This is a genomic window from Streptomyces albospinus (assembly GCF_014648695.1).
Classification (GTDB): Bacteria; Actinomycetota; Actinomycetes; order Streptomycetales; family Streptomycetaceae; genus Streptomyces; species Streptomyces albospinus.
In genome coordinates this window covers 449,110-465,204 of sequence record NZ_BMRP01000002.1, presented here as the reverse complement: position 1 = coordinate 465,204, position 16,095 = coordinate 449,110, and the positions used below count along the sequence as shown (strand labels likewise).

Annotated in this window: 13 protein-coding genes and 2 pseudogenes; 8 read left to right on the top strand and 7 right to left on the bottom strand. The window is 72.1% G+C overall.

Going from position 1 to position 16,095, the window contains the following annotated elements; translation table 11 throughout:
* Nucleotides 1-124: 124 nt before the first annotated feature.
* Both IEZ17_RS05355 and IEZ17_RS05350 read right to left on the bottom strand, forming a co-directional pair.
* Complete coding sequence (locus IEZ17_RS05355) at nt 125-1,093, bottom strand: alpha/beta fold hydrolase (protein ID WP_189296862.1); 969 nt, start codon at nt 1,091-1,093, stop codon at nt 125-127.
* A gap of 483 nt (nt 1,094-1,576) precedes the next feature.
* The gene (locus IEZ17_RS05350) at nt 1,577-2,647 is read right to left on the bottom strand and encodes an MFS transporter (protein ID WP_189296860.1); all 1,071 of its coding nucleotides are present in this window, start codon (nt 2,645-2,647) and stop codon (nt 1,577-1,579) included.
* Here IEZ17_RS05350 and IEZ17_RS05345 point away from each other — a divergent pair.
* Nucleotides 2,634-3,077: pseudogene (locus IEZ17_RS05345) on the top strand (CGNR zinc finger domain-containing protein); the annotation flags it as partial. The gene IEZ17_RS05350 and the pseudogene IEZ17_RS05345 overlap by 14 nt on opposite strands.
* A 112-nt stretch (nt 3,078-3,189) precedes the next feature.
* Here the strand turns inward: IEZ17_RS05345 and IEZ17_RS05340 are convergent.
* Nucleotides 3,190-3,711 (bottom strand): TerD family protein, encoded by a 522-nt coding sequence (locus tag IEZ17_RS05340; RefSeq protein ID WP_189296858.1) that lies wholly within the window; start codon nt 3,709-3,711, stop codon nt 3,190-3,192.
* A gap of 437 nt (nt 3,712-4,148) precedes the next feature.
* Nucleotides 4,149-4,736, bottom strand: a complete 588-nt coding sequence (locus IEZ17_RS05335) for a TetR/AcrR family transcriptional regulator (RefSeq protein ID WP_189296856.1) — start codon at nt 4,734-4,736, stop codon at nt 4,149-4,151.
* Between the two features lie 158 nt (nt 4,737-4,894).
* Here IEZ17_RS05335 and IEZ17_RS05330 point away from each other — a divergent pair, with 158 nt between their 5' ends.
* Nucleotides 4,895-5,632 (top strand): amidase, encoded by a 738-nt coding sequence (locus IEZ17_RS05330; RefSeq protein ID WP_444544822.1) that lies wholly within the window; start codon nt 4,895-4,897, stop codon nt 5,630-5,632.
* A gap of 68 nt (nt 5,633-5,700) precedes the next feature.
* Nucleotides 5,701-6,306 carry a YdbC family protein gene (locus tag IEZ17_RS05325; RefSeq protein ID WP_189296854.1) on the top strand — a complete coding sequence of 202 codons (606 nt, stop codon included), beginning with the start codon at nt 5,701-5,703 and terminating at the stop codon, nt 6,304-6,306.
* Nucleotides 6,307-6,356: 50 nt separating this feature from the next.
* Here IEZ17_RS05325 and IEZ17_RS05320 read toward each other — a convergent pair whose 3' ends face one another.
* On the bottom strand, nt 6,357-7,103 hold the full coding sequence (locus IEZ17_RS05320) for a TetR/AcrR family transcriptional regulator C-terminal ligand-binding domain-containing protein (RefSeq protein ID WP_229851889.1): 747 nt from the start codon (nt 7,101-7,103) through the stop codon (nt 6,357-6,359).
* A 117-nt stretch (nt 7,104-7,220) separates the two neighbouring features.
* Between IEZ17_RS05320 and IEZ17_RS05315 the strand changes: the two genes are divergently transcribed.
* The 5 genes from IEZ17_RS05315 (at nt 7,221) to IEZ17_RS05295 (ending at nt 12,483) form a co-directional block, all read left to right on the top strand.
* Nucleotides 7,221-8,840: an ABC-F family ATP-binding cassette domain-containing protein gene (locus tag IEZ17_RS05315; RefSeq protein WP_189296850.1), complete on the top strand. Its 1,620-nt coding sequence runs from the start codon at nt 7,221-7,223 to the stop codon at nt 8,838-8,840.
* A 341-nt stretch (nt 8,841-9,181) separates the two neighbouring features.
* The gene (locus tag IEZ17_RS05310; protein WP_189296848.1) at nt 9,182-9,841 is read left to right on the top strand and encodes a histidine phosphatase family protein; all 660 of its coding nucleotides are present in this window, start codon (nt 9,182-9,184) and stop codon (nt 9,839-9,841) included.
* An 11-nt stretch (nt 9,842-9,852) separates the two neighbouring features.
* A complete protein-coding gene (locus IEZ17_RS05305; RefSeq protein WP_189296846.1) occupies nt 9,853-10,761 on the top strand; it encodes an ADP-ribosylglycohydrolase family protein in 909 nt (302 codons plus the stop codon).
* Nucleotides 10,762-11,064: 303 nt separating this feature from the next.
* Nucleotides 11,065-11,766, top strand: coding sequence for a ribonuclease HII (gene rnhB, locus IEZ17_RS05300; protein WP_189296844.1), 702 nt, complete (start codon nt 11,065-11,067; stop codon nt 11,764-11,766).
* Nucleotides 11,767-11,832: 66 nt separating this feature from the next.
* A complete protein-coding gene (locus IEZ17_RS05295; RefSeq protein ID WP_189296842.1) occupies nt 11,833-12,483 on the top strand; it encodes a hypothetical protein in 651 nt (216 codons plus the stop codon).
* 514 nt (nt 12,484-12,997) lie between these two features.
* Here IEZ17_RS05295 and IEZ17_RS42045 read toward each other — a convergent pair.
* Nucleotides 12,998-13,591 (bottom strand): annotated as a pseudogene (locus IEZ17_RS42045) (hypothetical protein); the annotation flags it as partial.
* Nucleotides 13,592-13,898: 307 nt separating this feature from the next.
* Nucleotides 13,899-16,064 carry a RecQ family ATP-dependent DNA helicase gene (locus IEZ17_RS05285; protein ID WP_189296838.1) on the bottom strand — a complete coding sequence of 722 codons (2,166 nt, stop codon included), beginning with the start codon at nt 16,062-16,064 and terminating at the stop codon, nt 13,899-13,901.
* Nucleotides 16,065-16,095: the final 31 nt, after the last annotated feature.

The window sequence follows — 16,095 nt, the reverse complement described above, 5'->3', positions numbered from 1 at the left end:
GCGGTGGAACCGGGAATCCGGTCTCCACCGCCCTGGTTTGTTTGGGGGGTGGCGGGGTGACGCCCTCGGGCGGTCGCGCCGGGTTGCCCGCGGACCGGGCTTTTGCGCGGGCTGCTACGGTCCCCTATCGCCCGACGCACCGGGAATCCCCGTCGGCCGGAATCCCTGCCGGCTTGTCGGCGGGAATCCCTGCCGGCCGGAATCCTTGTCGCCGGTTTTCGGGTGCTTCTCCCGGTTGCCGGCCGGATCTCCCCCTGGAGAGGAATTCCTCGACGGTGCGGGCGAAGTGACGCGGATCGTCGAGCCACGGGTAGTGCACGGCGTCCCGTTGGACGGCCAGTTCGGCGCCGGGGAACAGTTCGGCGATGCCCGCGGCCACGCGGGGGAGCGGGCCGCTGTCCTTCTCACCCGCGAGGACCGGGACCCGGGCGTCCCATGCGGCGAACGCGGCACGTGCCGCGGCCGGATCGAAGGCGCCCGAGGAGGCGTAGATCTCCGCGGCGGGTTCGTTGGTCTGCGCCACCTCGCCGGCGGCGTGCGCCGCGGCGACCGCGTCCCAACGGCCGTAGAAGAAGGGGGCGATGGCGTCCCGTTCGACGTCCGTCGCGGAACCGGCCCACACGGCTTCGTAGGCGGCGTACGCCTCCGGGAACCACGGCTCGGCTGAACGGAGGGAGGCCGCCTCCCGGCGGTGCTCCTCGGTGAAATCGATGCCCACGGCCCGCGCGCGAGCCGTGATCAGTGCGAGCGAGCGGATGCGCTGCGGGTACCGGGCCGCGTAGAGCAGGGCGAGATCACCGCCCGCGGAGTGCGCCAGAAGATCGACGCGAGCCAGCCCCAGGTGGGCGCGGAGCGACTCGACATCGTCGACCTGCCGGTCGCAACGGTACGTGGCCTGGTCGGCGGGGACACCGGAACCACCGGTGCCCCGCAGATCGAGCATGATCAACCGGAGATGCCGCGGCAGTCCGCCGAGACCACCGAGATACCCGGAGGCGCGCATGGCCCCACCGGGTATACAGAGCAGCGGTTCGCCTTCTCCCTGTTCCTGGTAGGCGAGTTGGGTCCCGTCGGGCGCGCTGAAGGTGGGCATGGCGCCGTCTTTGAGAGGGCGTGACGATCACGACAAGGGGTTTACCTGTCGGTGTGCTGCTCCTTGTCGGGATTGCGGCTGTGCCTGGGGGAGGGGAAGGGAGGGTGCGGGTGCGGCCCTGGGGTTTCCGTTGCTGATTTCTCCGTGCCGGGGATATTCGTCCGCGAACTTCGGTGTGTGTCCGTGAAACCCGTATCCGTGAACTCCCTTCCTCTCTCCGTGAACCCCGTTCCTCTGGGCTTCCTTCCCGTGGATTCTCTCCGTGCGGACTCCGTTCGTGCGGGCTTCCTTCCTGCGGACCCGGCAGTCCTTGGCGCTCCCGATGAGGTGATGGGGCCGATAGGGCCGTTGGGGCTGATGGGGGCGATGGGGCTGATGTGGCGAGCAGGGGTGACCGAACCCGGCCGTTGTGCCACCGCGAGAGGCTCTCCTCCGCTTGCGCCGGAGCACTTCCGCAGAGGGGCGGACTTCCGCAGGGGACGGCTATCGGGTCGCGCGGGGGCGGGTTTCCGGGAGCCGTTCTGTCGCGCCAGGGGTGCGGCCGGTGGCTGACCGGCCGCGAGCGTGGAGCAGTGCGGCGGCGAGCTGAAGGGCGGCGATGGCCGGCAGCAGCGCGGGCGGTGGCAGTGAGGCGGCCAGTCCGACGAGAGCCGCCCCGCACGCCGCTGCTGTGATCTTCAGGCCCGCCCCCAGGGTGAAGACTTGGGCCCGTACGCCTGCCGGGGCGTGATCCGCCCGGATCCGCAGCGTCGCGGCCAACAGTGGGCCGTCGTACAGCCCCGCGAGGACGAACAGCGCCACGATGGCCGCCGGCGCGGGGATCAGGGCCGCGGCACCCAGCGCCAGCCCGGTGCCCAACAGGGCGGCGGTGGCCTGGTGTTGGACCGGAATGCGCGGCTCCCAGCGGGCCAGGGCCAGGGAGCCGGCGAGTGCCCCGATGGCGAACGCGGTCATGAGGACGCCGCCGCTCCCCGGGCCGCCCCGACAGGCGGCGAGCAGCACAGTGGTGGTGGTCAGCCCGCCGATTCCGACGAACGCCAGGGAGGTGGCCCCGGTGATCGCCCGCAGCTCCCGGATGTGCCGTACGGTCGCGAAGCCCGCCGCCAGATCGGACCGCAGTGTCGTCGGCGAGGCGGGCGCGTCCGGCGCGGAGGACGCTCCTACGGGACGAGTGCCGGGCTGCGTGTGTCTGTAGGGGAGCCCGGTGACCAGTGCCGCTGCAGCGGCTGCCGCTCCGGCGAGCAGCGCCATCGCGGGACCCGGCGCGGCCAGCCCGGCGATGACGCTGACAGCCGCGGGTCCGGCCACCGATGCGGCGTTGTAGACCGCCGCATCCAGCGCGTAGGCGCGGTCGCGTGATACGCCCGCCGGTACCAGGAGGGCGATCAGCCCCGACAATCCGCCGGAGACCACCGGGCCGCAGCTGCCGCCGACGAGGGCTGCGGCCAGGGTCACGGGGACGGGGGCGCGCCCCACGAGCAGCGCCGGCGCGGCTATGGCCGCGGCGAAGCCGCCCAGCGACCCGAGGTAGAAGAACCGGCCGTACGACCTCACCGACGAGGCGTTCTCGCAGGACGACGCCGATGCCCTGCGTGGCGCAGTGGCCCGCGTCGCGTGCCTCCTCGCGGAGAGCGATGTCGACCGGGTCGCGCTCGCCATCAACGCGCTGCTTGCCGAATGCGGCGCCCGTCCGCACCTCTCCCGCCATGGCGGGCACCCCTGGCACCTCCACGTGGGCCGGGGTGATGACGCGAGCTGGGCCGACTGGTTCCTGGCCTCAAGTGCCTTGGCGCTGGCCCAGGTTCTGACCGAATACGGCCGTGTGCCCTGGGGTGAATGTGCCGCGGCCGGCTGCACAACCCTCTATTCGGGCACCGGCCCCGGGAGCGCGCGCCGCTACTGCTCGCTCACCTGCGCCTCCCGGGACCGGGTGGCTGCGCACCGCCGCCGTAAGCGGCAAGGGGGCGCGGAGAAAGGGGCGTGAGGCGCTGGGTGGACGACGAGGGCAGCCGAGGGACGCGGAGGGGAAGCGGCCGGTCGCCGATTCCCCTCCGCACGGGCGCATTCCGCTATCCATTGCGCCCGTCAGCCACCGATCAGCCGCCCATGAGCCCGGCAAACGTGTCCGGATCGGCGTCGAACCCGCGCATCACGGGGTGGAACCGCCATTCGCCCGCCGCATCCCGGGAGAATCCGGCGACGGCCGCCGCGGTGGACTCCGCGACTTCGGCGAAATCGTTCTCGGCCAGCATGTGGTACCCCTCGCGCACCACCACCACGGTGTTCTCCACCTCGCCGAAGACCTTCCGGCCGTCGGTCTGCTGGATGAGGACGCCCACCACGACGCGGGAGTAGCTTTCGGACAACCGGTTCAGTTCCAGCGTCAGGACCTCGTCGGCGCCGAATCCCTGGCCGGTCCGGCTGTCCCGGTTGAGGGTGATGGTTCCGTCGGGCGACCGGCTGTCGAAGTGCACCAGATATGCCGGCTCGCCGTGCGGCGCGTCCGCCGGATACGTCGCCGCGATGATGTCGAGGTCATTGTCCGGCTCTCCGATGGGGCTGGGGTCCCACCCGAGCGATACCTCGACTTTGTCGATGCCTTTGTTGAGCGTGCTCACCGGGCTCCCCTTCCGTCAGCTCCCGTGGCGCAGCTCGCCCGCCTGCATGCGGGCAACTCCCCAGGATTTCCCCTTGTTTGACCAGGGTGCCACGCAATGGCGTCCGGCGGACGAGATGAACTCCCCCTGTGGAAAACCCCTTGCGAACGGTGCCGCTGGCTTGAAAGCGCCGACCGATCGACCGGGATTCGCGCGACGGGATCTTTGGGAATACAGCCGACGGGGAGACGGCCGACCGCTGGGCGATCAATCGACACGATCATCTTGCCCGGGTTGGAATTCACCGCCGCGCATCCCGCCAACTGGCTCCCTGGACCGCTCACTCACCTCGATCCGTCAGCTCAACTCATCCCACCGATTGATCCCGCCGGGGCCATCCCCCAGTTCATCCCCCTCGCTCGTCTCAGCCGTTCGTTCCGCCTGTTCGTTCCGCCTGTTCATCCCGTCGGCTCGTCCCAGAGGCGGCCGAGGTGGCAGTCGAGAACGGCCAGCGCCTCGTCAGGGGAGAGGTGGCCGATCAGGACATGGGTGGTGAGGCCGTCGGCGAGGGCGAGGAGGGTGCGCGCGGCGTACTCCGGGTCGGTGGCTGCGGTGGCCTCGCTGATCAGCCGGGTGAACAGTCCCTGGAGGGCGGCATAGTTGGTACGAAGAATTCCGGACAGTGCCGGGCTGACGGCGGCCTGCGCGACAAAGGCCAGCCAGACCCGCGCCTCGGTGCGCTGCTCCTGCTGAAGAAGTGCGACCTCGGTCGAGGCGTGCCCCAGCGCCGTACGGGCCGACTGGGCGGGCGATCCGGCGAGTCGCGCCGTCACCCGTGCGGTGATCCGCTCACCGACGTGGGTGAGTGCGAAGACCAGCATCTCCTCCTTGGTGCGGAAGCACCGCTGGACCGCCCCCATGGACACCTCCGCCCTGGCCGCCACGTCCCGGAGCGTCACGCCCTCCAGGCCGCTCTCATCGGCCAGTTGGCACACCGCCTCGGCGATCTGCCGCCGTCGGCTCTCGTGGTCCACCTGTCTGGGCATGCCGCGCTCCCCGATGTATTCGATGCGTACGTATCGGTTGCAAGGTTACGATGCCGTTGAATCGATGCAATCGCATCGGAACGGTCCTCGGGTGTCGGGCTCAATAGGGGCGACGCAATCGGAAGGGCGAGGTCATCTCCATGGTGAGGTCTGGGGTCATGGGGGATGCGCTGTGGGAGCCGCTGGCCCGCGCGCAGGCGGCGGCAGTACGCGAAGGTGACGTGACGGCCGCGGAACTGGTCGAGAGTCATCTGACGCGGATCGCCGAGGTCAATCCAGCCGTGAGTCCGGCCGCCAACGCGGTCACGCAACCGCTCGCCGAGCGGGCGCGGGCCGAGGTGGCGGAGGCCGACCGCCGACGTGTCGCCGGCGCCGACCCGGGCCCGCTGGCCGGTGCGCCGTTCACCTCAAGGACAGCACCGCCATCGAGGGTGCGCCGACGACCCTCGGCGCCGGGCGCTTCCGTGACCTCGTGGCGCATCGCGACGCGCCCCCGATGGCGAAGCTGCGAGCGCCCGGCGGCACGCGGCCCCGTGGAGCTCCCCGAGTATCTGCGGCTGACCGGTGAGCGGCTCGGTATCCAGTGGGACCGGGCCGTGTTCCTGGATGCGTATCCGCTGGTCCTGGTGCCGGTGTTCACCGATCCGTCGTTCCTGCCGGGGGATGAGTCGCGCGACGCGGAGAGTCACCGGCGGGTGCGGACCGCGCTGCGGATGTGCACGGCGACGAGTTTCGTCGGCGTGCCCGCGGTGGCGGTGCCCACGGGGGTGGTGAACGGGCTCCCGTATGGCGTGCAGCTGATCCGGCGCTCCTGCTGGGAGGTCCTGTGCCTGGACGCCGCGGAGGAGGGAGAGCGGCGGCTGGGCGTGCTGCCCCCCATTGATCCGCGACCGTAAGGGAGTTCGGGGTGGCCCTGGAGTGACGCGCAGATATTCAGGGTGCCCATGGGCCGTACCATGGCGCGGTGCTGGTCAAGTGGATTCGCCTCACCGTCGTGGACCGTCGAGGGTTCGAGCGGGGGCAGCGGAAGTGGGCGGGGCTGCTGGGTGAGCCAGGGTTCCGAGGGCAGGCCGGGGGGTGGAGCCGCAGGCGTCCGGGAGTGGCGCATCTGGTCGCCTTCTGGGAGAGCCGGGCGTTCTACGACTCCTTCATGGCGCGCTCCCACGACCGGCTGGCCGCATCCCAGGTCGGCACCTTCAAGGACAGCCAAGTGCGGCTGTTCGAGCATGAATTCGACGTGAAGGTCGGATTCCGGCCGGCGTTCGGGGACGCGGATGTGCTGCGGCTGGCGCACTGCCAGGTGCGCCAGGACCGGGTGGACCACTTCGTCCTCATGCAGGAGAAGGTCTGGAACCCGGCGATGGCCGGTTCCCCGGGCATGCTGCGGGGGATGGTCGGCCGGGCCCCCGGCGAGGAATTCCTGGTCCTGTCGATGTGGCAGTCCGCGGCCGAGCGGGGGAAATACCGGCCGGAGCGGGTGGAACGGCTGGCTCTGCGGGCCCAGATAGCCGCGGACGTACGCGCGATCGCGGGCGATGTGGTGCAGCTCGAACCGTCCTGGACGGTGTGAGCCCAGCGCCGCGCTGAGCGCGGCGGCGCTGAACGGCGCGGCCGGTGCGGTCAGGGGGCGGTGCCGCGGGAGCCGTCGTCCGGGGTCGCCGCGGCCGGCCGTTCCACGGTGAAGACGCCCGCGCGGGCGGCGGCCAGGGTTGCCGCCGCGGCCTGGTCGGCGAGTGCGGCGTCGACCGGCTCCCGACTGATGAACAGCCGGAAGAACAGCGGCGCGGAGACGGACCGGACCAGTGCCCCGGCGTCGATGGCAGGCCCCCGGGAAGAGCCCGCCAAGGCTTCCGCTGCGGTCAACTCCCCGCGGTGGAGGGCGCGCTCCACGATGGCTTCGCAGCGCGCGAACCGCTCGGTGTAGTAGGCGCGCAGCGCTGTGGCAGCCCGTTCCGACTGGAACGCTGCTGCGATGATCGCGGATCCCGACGCAGCCGCCGCGGGGTCGGCGAACGAGGTGACGACCTCCTGTGCGAGCGCCCGCAAGTCGCCCTCCAGGGAGCCGGTGTCGGGCGGGGTCCAGGTGTCCTCGCCCGCCAGGTCCAGGGCGTCGGCCAGCAGTCCCTCGACATCGCCCCAGCGGCGGTAGAGCGTCGTCTTGTGCACGCCGGAGTGCTCGGCGACGTATTCGACGGTCAGCCCGGGATAACCGTGTTCGGTGAGGCCGGTCAGCACGGCGTCGCGGACGGCGGCCCGGGTGCGGGCGGTGCGTCCGCCGGGGCGCCGGGTGCCAGGGGTGGGCGCGGTCGCGGGCCTACCGCTGCCGGGCTCCGCACCGGCCTGCTTCTTCTCGTCCTCGCCAGACAACTGCAACTCCTGTTGCGTTAGTGGGCTTCCTGTGTCACCATCATCGTAACGCAACATTGGTTGCATTTGCTGCTTCGGGGGGTGCCCGGAGCGCCGCGGCATCACCTGGAGGTTTGCTTGCCCACTCAGATCTCGTTGCACGACGTCAGCAAGTCCTATGCCGACCGGCTGCTGCTCGAGGGTGTCTCGCTGTCGATACGGCCCGGTGACCGCGTCGGAATCGTGGGGGAGAACGGGGCCGGCAAGTCCACGCTGCTCCGCATCATCGCGGGCATCGAGCGGCCCGACGAAGGCCGCGCCGTGCTCAGCGCCGACGGCGGTATCGGCTATCTCGGCCAGACCCCCGATCTCCCGCCGGACTGCACCGTCCGGGACGCGATCGACGCGGCCCTGGCAGAGCTCGGAGACATCGAACGGCAGCTGCGCTCCCTGGAGTCCGGCCTGGGCAGTGCCGGGGCCGACCGGCTCGACGAGTACGGCGATCTGCTCACCCTCTTCGAGCTGCGCGGCGGCTACGAAGCCGACGCCCGCGTCGCCAAGGCGCTGCACGGCCTGGGCTTGGAGGCGCTGGACCACGACCGGCGGCTCGGCAGCCTCTCCGGAGGGGAGCAGGCCCGGCTGGGCCTCGCCTGCCTCATCGCCGCATCACCGGAGGTCATGCTCCTCGACGAACCGACCAACCACCTCGACGCGACCGCCCTCGACTGGCTGGAAGACGCCCTGCTCGCCCACCGCGGCACGGTCCTGGCCGTCTCCCACGACCGGCTCTTCCTCCAGCGCATCGCCACCGCGATCGTCGAGGTCGACGCCGACCGCCGTGACCTCGTCCGCTACGGCGAGGGCTATGGCACCTTCGTCGCCACCAAAGCCGCCGCCCGCCGCCGCTGGGAGCAGGACCACGCCCAGTGGTGCGACGAGATCGACCGGCTCACCGAGTACGCGGCGGGCACGGCACACGGCATCGCCCAGGGGAGGCTCATGAAGGACAACAACAAAATGGCCTACGACCGGGACAGAGGGCGTGTCCAGTCGTCCGTCTCCAGCAGGGTCCGCAACGCCCAGGAGCGATTGCGCCGACTCCGTGCGGAGCCGGTCCCCAGACCTCCCGAGCCGCTCCGCTTCCGCGCGGCGCCCGGCGTCGGCGGGGCCGAGGGCACCCTCGTCCGCCTCGACGGCGTACGGGTCGGCGACCGGCTCGCGGTGGACTCGCTCACCGTGGGGGCCGGCGAGCGGCTCCTGGTCCACGGCGCCAACGGCGCGGGCAAGACCACGTTGCTGCGCGTCCTCGCGGGCGTCACCGAACCGGACAGCGGCACGGTTGTCCGCCGGGGACGCATCGGATTCCTCGCCCAGGAGATACCGGTCTCCCGCCCCGCCGAGCCGCTGCTGACCGCCTTCGGCAGGGGCCTGACGGGCGACGCCGAAGAGCTGACCGCCCTTCTCCTCTCCTACGGCCTGTTCCGGGAGCGCGATCTCCAGGTGCCGGTAGGGGCCCTCTCCGCCGGCCAGCACCGCCGCCTGGCCCTGGCCCGGCTACTGGCCCGCCCGGCGGATCTGCTGCTCCTCGACGAGCCGACCAACCACCTGGCCCTCGCCCTGGTCGAAGAACTGGAGGAAGCCCTCACCACATGGCCCGGCGCCCTGGTCGTCGTTTCCCATGACCGCCTGCTGCGCCGGCGCTTCGCCGGCCGCCCGTACGAGATACGCGACGGCCGCCCGGCCCTCGTCCCCTGCTGACCGGCCCGCGCCGGAAGCCACCGGTGCCGGGCTGTCCGCAACGGCAGACAGCAGCGTCAGAGGGCAGTCAGGCAGCAAGACGGAGAGACAGCAGGGCGGAGAGGCGAAAAGCCGAAGAGGCGCAAGGACGAGAAGCCGGAAGGACGAGAAGCCGGAAGGACGAGAAGCCGGAAGGACAGGAACCGGAAGGTCCATCGAAGTTGCCCGGAAGGGCCACAGATGTACGGAGCACACGGCACGAGCAGAGAGGAACGTCGTGCGATCAAGGCGGTGCAGGAGGCGAGAGCCCGGCCGGGCGACCGGATGCGGCATGTACAGGGCAGCCGATTTAGGCTGTCGGCATGGCCCGGCCCCGACGTATTGTCCTCATCCGCCACGGAGAGTCCGAGGGCAACGTCGACGACACCATCTACGAGCGCGAGCCCGACCACGCACTCTCCCTGACCGAGACCGGTATGCGGCAGGCCGAGGAAGCCGGCGTGCAGCTGCGCGAGATGTTCGGCCACGAACGGGTCTCCGCCTATGTGTCGCCGTACCGCCGCACCCACCAGACCTTCCGGCTCCTCGGCCTGGACCCCGCTACGGTCCGGGTCCGCGAGGAGCCCCGGCTGCGCGAGCAGGACTGGGGAAACTGGCAGGACCGGGACGACGTACGCCTCCAGAAGGCATACCGCGACGCCTACGGGCACTTCTTCTACCGCTTCGCCCAAGGCGAGTCCGGCGCGGACGTCTACGACCGGGTCGGGGCGTTCCTGGAAAGCCTCTGGCGCAGCTTCGAGGACCCCTGCCATCCACCGAACGTCCTGATCGTCACGCACGGGCTCACCATGCGCCTTTTCTGCATGCGCTGGTTCCACTGGACGGTCGCGGAGTTCGAGTCGCTGTCCAATCCGGGCAACGCGGAATTCCGCACCCTGTTCCTCGGCCTGGAAGGCCGCTACTCCCTCGATCGCCCCTTCGACCGCTGGTGTGAACCGGAGCCTTATGGCGTCACCGGTTAGAGTGCACAGCGATGACCGCCGACCGTCGTGACGCCGACCGCTGGGCGCGGGCTCTGGCGAGCCTGCGCGGACTCGCCGTGGGTGATGCCCTCGGATCACAGTTCTTCGTCCCCGCCCACTACCCCTCCCTCAAGCGCCGCGAGCTGCCCCCCGCCCCCTGGCGGTGGACCGACGACACCGAGATGGCCTGCTCCGTCCTGGCCGTACTCGCCACCCACCACCGCATCGACCAGGACGCGCTGGCCCGCTCCTTCGCCGACCACCACGACGTCGACCGCAACTACGGCCGGGCAGTCGACCGCATGCTCCGGCTGATCCGCGAGGGCGAGGACTGGCGCGAGCTGGCGTCGGGTCTCTTCAGCGGCCATGGCTCCTGGGGCAACGGTGCCGCCATGCGCATCGCCCCCCTCGGTGCCTGGTACGCCGACGACCCGGAGCAGGCCACCCACCAGGCGGAGATCTCCGCCTACATCACCCACCAGCACCGTGAGGCCGTCGTCGGCGCGATGGCCGTGGCCGCCGCGGCAGCCCTGGTCGCCGACCCGGCGCGCGCCCTCGGCCCCGGGGAACTGCTCGACGGCGTGCTCGCGCTGATCCCGCGCAGCGCCGTACAAGCCGGCCTGCGCCGGGCCCGCGACATGCTCGACTACGCCGACTCCGGCACCGTCGCCGCCGTCCTGGGCTGCGGTCGCCGCACCAGTGCCCATGACACCGTGCCGTTCACCCTCTGGGCCGCAGCACGGAACCTGGGCGACTACGAGAAGGCGTTCTGGACCACCGTCCGGGCCGGCGGCGATGTGGACACCACCTGCGCCATCGTCGGCGGCATCATCGCGGCATCCCCCGGCGGCGCCCCGCCCCAGGCATGGTGCGACGGCACCGAGCCCCTCCCGTCCTGGGCGCCCGGCTCCGCCGCCTGACCGCGCCCACTCGCGGGACGGCGTCCCGGCACGCCCGCACCACCCGCCCGCGACATGATCGACGCCCATCCGCCCACGCTCTCCCACGCCGCCAACAGGCCCCGTGGAAGGGCGACTTCACGCCTGCGCGGGTGCCTGCCCGCGCCCGGTCCGGCGCCTGCGCCGCTCCGTCCGCACCCCCTGTGCATACCCGCCGGTAAGTGCGCGGAGCCGTCCCGCCCGCATCTCCGCCGAAACCGACCGCCACCAGGTCGGGATCCGATGCGGACGGCTGGGCCGAATAGGCGTAACCTGGCTGGCGCCATGCCGTACGAGCCTCCCACCCATACCGTCGAGCGATCACTGCGCGCCAAGACGGGGGCCAAGATCGTCGCAGGGGTCGACGAGGTCGGGCGCGGAGCCTGGGCCGGCCCGGTCAGCGTCTGTGCAGCCATCACCGGACTGCGCCGGCCGCCGGATGGACTCACCGATTCCAAACTGCTGACCCACAAGCGCCGCACCGAACTCAGCGCGGTGCTCGCCGACTGGGTCACCGCGTACGCCCTGGGGCACTCCTCACCGGAGGAGATCGACGCCCTGGGAATGACCGCGGCGCTGCGGCTCGCCGCCGTACGCGCCCTGGGGGCGCTGCCGGTCCGGCCGGATGCGATCATCCTCGACGGCAAGCACGACTACCTGGGCGCGCCATGGCGGGTCCGCACGGTCATCAAGGGCGACCAGTCCTGTATCGCGGTCGCCGCCGCGTCCGTGATCGCCAAGGTGCGGCGGGACGCGTTGATGGCCGAACTGGGCCTGGAATACGCCGACTTCGACTTCGCGGCCAACGCCGGCTACCCATCGCCGACCCATCGCATCGCCCTGGAGGAGTACGGTCCCACGCCGCACCACCGAGTGTCGTGGTCCTACATGGACGCCCTGCCCCGGTGGCGGCATCTCAAGAAGGTGCGCATCACCCCCGAAGCAGCCGCTCTGGAGGCCGGTGGCCAACTCGGCTTCGACTTCTGAGCGGTGCGGGCATGAATTCGGTACCCACTGACGTGTCCCGCACCTACGTTTGATAGACATCCTTTTATGCCTCTCATCCCCGAGGAGCCTCAGATTCACGAGAGTGTCCCGGGTCCCCGCGCTGTTCCGGCCGCCGGCCGTACCGCGCCGACCCCCCGTCCTGTCCCTGGTCCCGGTCCCCGCCCCGCCCCGCCGCGTGGCGCGCCCGCGTCCAGTGCCCGTCCGGGCAAGCCCGGACCCGCTGCCCCGTCGCGTGTGCCTGTCGCCGTTCCGCCGGCGCAGCGCACCGGCTCGCCGCAGCCCCCCGTAGCCAAGACCGACACCGCCACGGGAACCCAGCTCCAGCTGATCCCGGCGCCCGCCGGGGGCGCCGTCGACGCCGCAGACGAGGCCGTCGACCTGCTCCTGGACTCCGGGCGCGCGCCGGGCGAGATCCTGGTGCTGACCACCGGCGACAGCCACCCGTGGGCGGTCCACGAACTGTCCTTCGGTGAGGCGTCCTACTGGGCCCAACACGACGCCGCGGACGATGTGTTCTACGCGGACGCCTCTGCCGAACGCGCCACCGGGCGACCCGTGGTGGTCGTGGCCGTCAACGGTGGTACGGACGAGACCGCCGCGCGGGCACTGCCCGACGCGATGGCCCGTGCCGGAACGCTGCTGATCGTCTGCGGCGACCCGCAGCGGATCAACACCGCTCTCGGCGCGAACGCCTGACCCGCCGCTGGCCCGACGCAGCCCGCCGGCCCCAGTGGCCGGTCGGGCTCGTTCGCCTGCCCGGACGTGGCCCGCGGTCGGGAGCCGCGTTCCGGCGGCGGCTGGACCGCACCGGTCAGCGCGCCGCGGTGTGCCGGTGCGCCTCGGCCGCGCCACCTCCGGCCCGCCGCGGCGCCCCGCGGCCACCGCTGCGCGGCTGCTCGGGCGGCGGCACGGTGCGCGCCTGAGGGGTGATGCGCTGTGGGGGTGCGGCGGCCGGGCCGGGCGGCCGAGGCTGGGCGGCGGGCAGCGCCTCCGGCGTGCCCGGCGCCTCCACCGGCGGCGTGACAGACCCGGGAGGCGCATCCGTATACGGTGCCGCCGTGCCGAGCGATTCCGTACGGGCTGCCGCCGTACCGGGCGATGTCGTACGCCGCGGCTCCGCACAAGGTGCTTCCGCAGGCTCCGGCCCCGGCTCGCCACGCGGTGATTCCGCCTCGGTATGGCGCAATCCCGCCCCATCTGCGCCGGTGATCGAGCCCGCCGTACCGTCCCGCGCCCCCGTCCGCGCCCTGTCCGCTCCGCCCCGGGACTTCTCCGCAGCGGACGCCCGCGGACGTCGCCCGCCCCGCCCCTCGCCCAGCACCTGCCAGCGGTCCCCCGTGAGCGTGATGTAGGCCCCGCAACGGAGCCCGTGCAGGGTGCAGGCGTCGCGCAGCCCCCACATCCACGCACCGTCCGCCTCCGTCCAACGAGGCTCGCCCGCACGGCAGTAGAGCAGCACCGCGGTCCGCACCGGGACGCGCAGCCGCAGGTCGTGCGGGACGATCCGGCGCAGCTGCGTCAGCAGCGCATTGCGGAACTCCCAGCCGTCGGGAGCCACCGGGCGCTGGGTGAACGACGCACTGGCGATCACCCGCTCCTGCGGGTCGAGCACCGCCACAATGACCGTGGACAGCCCCGGGAGGTGCCGTGCGTACAGACCGGCGACGACCTCACGAGGATTGCGCAGCAGCGGAATTCCGGCCGAGGCCCACTCCGCGGGCTCCAGCATCCGCCCCAGCGGGGCGGCGGAATCGGTGGACGGGGGCCGGGACACATACGGGGGCTGGGCGAATCCGAAGGTCATCGTCCTCCCTTCGTCGATGCGTCCGCGTTTCGGGTGGCGGCCCGGCGCGCGAGCGCAGCGCGGCAGGGCTCTTCCGGACCGCGAACGGCCGGATACGGGAAGCGACTTCAATTCTCGCGGTTCGTACAGGCATGCGGCAACGAGCAATTCCCCCGCACGGCCGGAATCATCCGGTCCGCTGCCGGTATCCCTGCCCGCCGCACGTGTCTCTGATGCCCGCCGCCTCCCTCCCTTCTCTCCCGGCCCCGACCCGTACGGCGCCGATGACCCCTGCCCGATCACCGACCGGCCGCACGGCTCGTCCGCGCTAGCCCTGCACGGCCAGGACCAGTGGAAACACGCCCTCGGCCCCGGCCCTGCGCAGCAGCCGGGCGGCCACCGCGAGCGTCCAGCCGGTGTCCGCATAGTCGTCCACCAGGAGCACCGGGCCGCCGGCCGACGCCAGCGCCCGGGCGAGCTCCGGCGGCACACTCAGCGAGCTGTGCAGCGCCCGCAGCCGCTGGGCGCTGTTGCTGCGCGGAATCCTGCCGTCCGGACCGTCGTCCACCGACCCCACGGTGCCCAGGAACGGCATCCGGCCCACCGAGGCGATCCGCTCGGCCAGCGACCGGATCAGCTGCGGGCGGCTGCGCGAACCGAGGCAGACGACACCCACCGGGCGGGCCGGTGCGTCCGCCGCGCCCGAGGCCCAGCCCCCGGGGCCCTTGGCCCAGTCGGCGAGGACCGTGACCACCGCGGCCGACACATCGTCGGGCACCGGACCGTCCGGGGCCTGCGGTGCGAGCATCGGCCGCAGCCGGTTGCCCCACCCGATGTCCGAAAGCCGCCCCAACGCCCGGCCGGTGGCGGCCAGTTCACCGGCCGGGATACGGCCCTTGAGGTCGATGCCGACGGCCGGCAGACCCGTGGGCCACATCCGCCGCGGCTCCACCTCCACCCCCGGGCGCCCCAGTTCGCCGCGCGCCGCGTCGAGCGACGCGGCGGACACCTCGGTGCCGAACCGCGCTCCCGCGCAGTTGTCGCACCGGCCGCACGGGGCCGCCGCCTCGTCGTCCAGCTGCCGCCGCAGAAACTCCATCCGGCAACCGGTCGTCGACGCGTACTCCCGCATCGCCTGCTGCTCGGTCTCCCGCTGCCGCGCCACCCATGCATAGCGCTCGGCGTCGTACGACCACGGCCGCCCCGTCGACGTCCAGCCGCCCTTGACGCGCTGGACGGCACCGTCCACGTCGAGCACCTTGAGCATGATCTCCAGCCGGGAGCGGCGCAGTTCGACCTGCGGCTCCAGCGCCGGCAGCGACACCGGCCGGCCGGCCGCCGCCAGGACGTCCAGCGTCCGGCGCACCTGCTCCTCCGGGGGGAACGCCAGCGACGCGAAGTACTTCCAGATCGCCTCGTCCTCCCGGCCGGGCAGCAGCAGCACCTCGGCGTGCTCGACCCCGCGCCCGGCGCGGCCCACCTGCTGGTAGTACGCGATGGGCGACGACGGCGAGCCCAGGTGCACCACGAACCCCAGGTCGGGCTTGTCGAAGCCCATCCCCAGAGCCGAGGTCGCCACCAGCGCCTTGACCCTGTTGGCCAGCAGATCGTCCTCGGCCTGCTGGCGGTCGGCGTTCTCCGTCTTGCCGGTGTACGAGGAGACCGTGTGCCCCCGGTGGCGCAGGAACGCCGTGACCTCCTCCGCGGCGGCGACCGTGAGCGTGTAGATGATCCCGGAGCCCGGCAGCTCGTGCAGATGGTCCGCGAGCCAGGCGAGCCGGTGCGCCGCGTCCGGCAGCGGCAGCACGCCCAGGCTCAGGCTCTCCCGGTCGAGCGTGCCGCGCAGCACCAGCGCCTCGCCGGTGCCCTCGCCCGTCCCCAGCTGCTCGGCGACGTCGGCCGTCACCCTGGCGTTGGCGGTGGCCGTCGTGGCGAGCACGGGCACACCGGGCGGGAGGTCGGCGAGCATCGTGCGCAGCCGCCGGTAGTCCGGCCGGAAGTCATGGCCCCAGTCGGAGATGCAGTGCGCCTCGTCCACCACCAGGAGGCCGGTGGCCGCCGCGAGCTTGGGCAGCACCTGATCGCGGAAATCCGGGTTGTTGAGCCGCTCCGGGCTCACCAGCAGCACATCCACCTCACCGGCCGCCACCTCGGCCTGGACGGTGTCCCACTCCTCGGTGTTGGCGGAGTTGATCGTGCGTGCGCGAATACCGGCCCGTGCCGCCGCCTCGACCTGATTACGCATCAGCGCGAGCAACGGGGAGACGATCACGGTCGGACCGCTGCCCCGCTCGCGGAGCAGCGCCGTCGCGACGAAATAGACTGCGGACTTCCCCCAGCCCGTGCGCTGCACGACCAGGGCGCGGCGGTGGTCGGCGACCAGCGCCTCGATCGCCCGCCACTGATCCTCGCGCAGCCGGGCGTCGCCCTCGGGATCCCCGACGAGTCGGCTCAGGACGGCATCGGCTGCGGCACGCAGATCTTCGTTGCTCATGCCCCCATGCAACCCGATGGCACCGACAACG

Coding starts and splice junctions, on each gene's coding strand:
- IEZ17_RS05310 (WP_189296848.1), top strand. CDS start 9,182: ATGGCCCGGCCCCGACGTATTGTCCTCATCCGCCACGGAGAGTCCGAG.
- IEZ17_RS05305 (WP_189296846.1), top strand. CDS start 9,853: ATGACCGCCGACCGTCGTGACGCCGACCGCTGGGCGCGGGCTCTGGCG.
- IEZ17_RS05355 (WP_189296862.1), bottom strand. CDS start 1,093: ATGCCCACCTTCAGCGCGCCCGACGGGACCCAACTCGCCTACCAGGAA.
- IEZ17_RS05330 (WP_444544822.1), top strand. CDS start 4,895: ATGGGGGATGCGCTGTGGGAGCCGCTGGCCCGCGCGCAGGCGGCGGCA.
- rnhB (WP_189296844.1), top strand. CDS start 11,065: ATGCCGTACGAGCCTCCCACCCATACCGTCGAGCGATCACTGCGCGCC.
- IEZ17_RS05295 (WP_189296842.1), top strand. CDS start 11,833: ATGCCTCTCATCCCCGAGGAGCCTCAGATTCACGAGAGTGTCCCGGGT.
- IEZ17_RS05335 (WP_189296856.1), bottom strand. CDS start 4,736: ATGCCCAGACAGGTGGACCACGAGAGCCGACGGCGGCAGATCGCCGAG.
- IEZ17_RS05285 (WP_189296838.1), bottom strand. CDS start 16,064: ATGAGCAACGAAGATCTGCGTGCCGCAGCCGATGCCGTCCTGAGCCGA.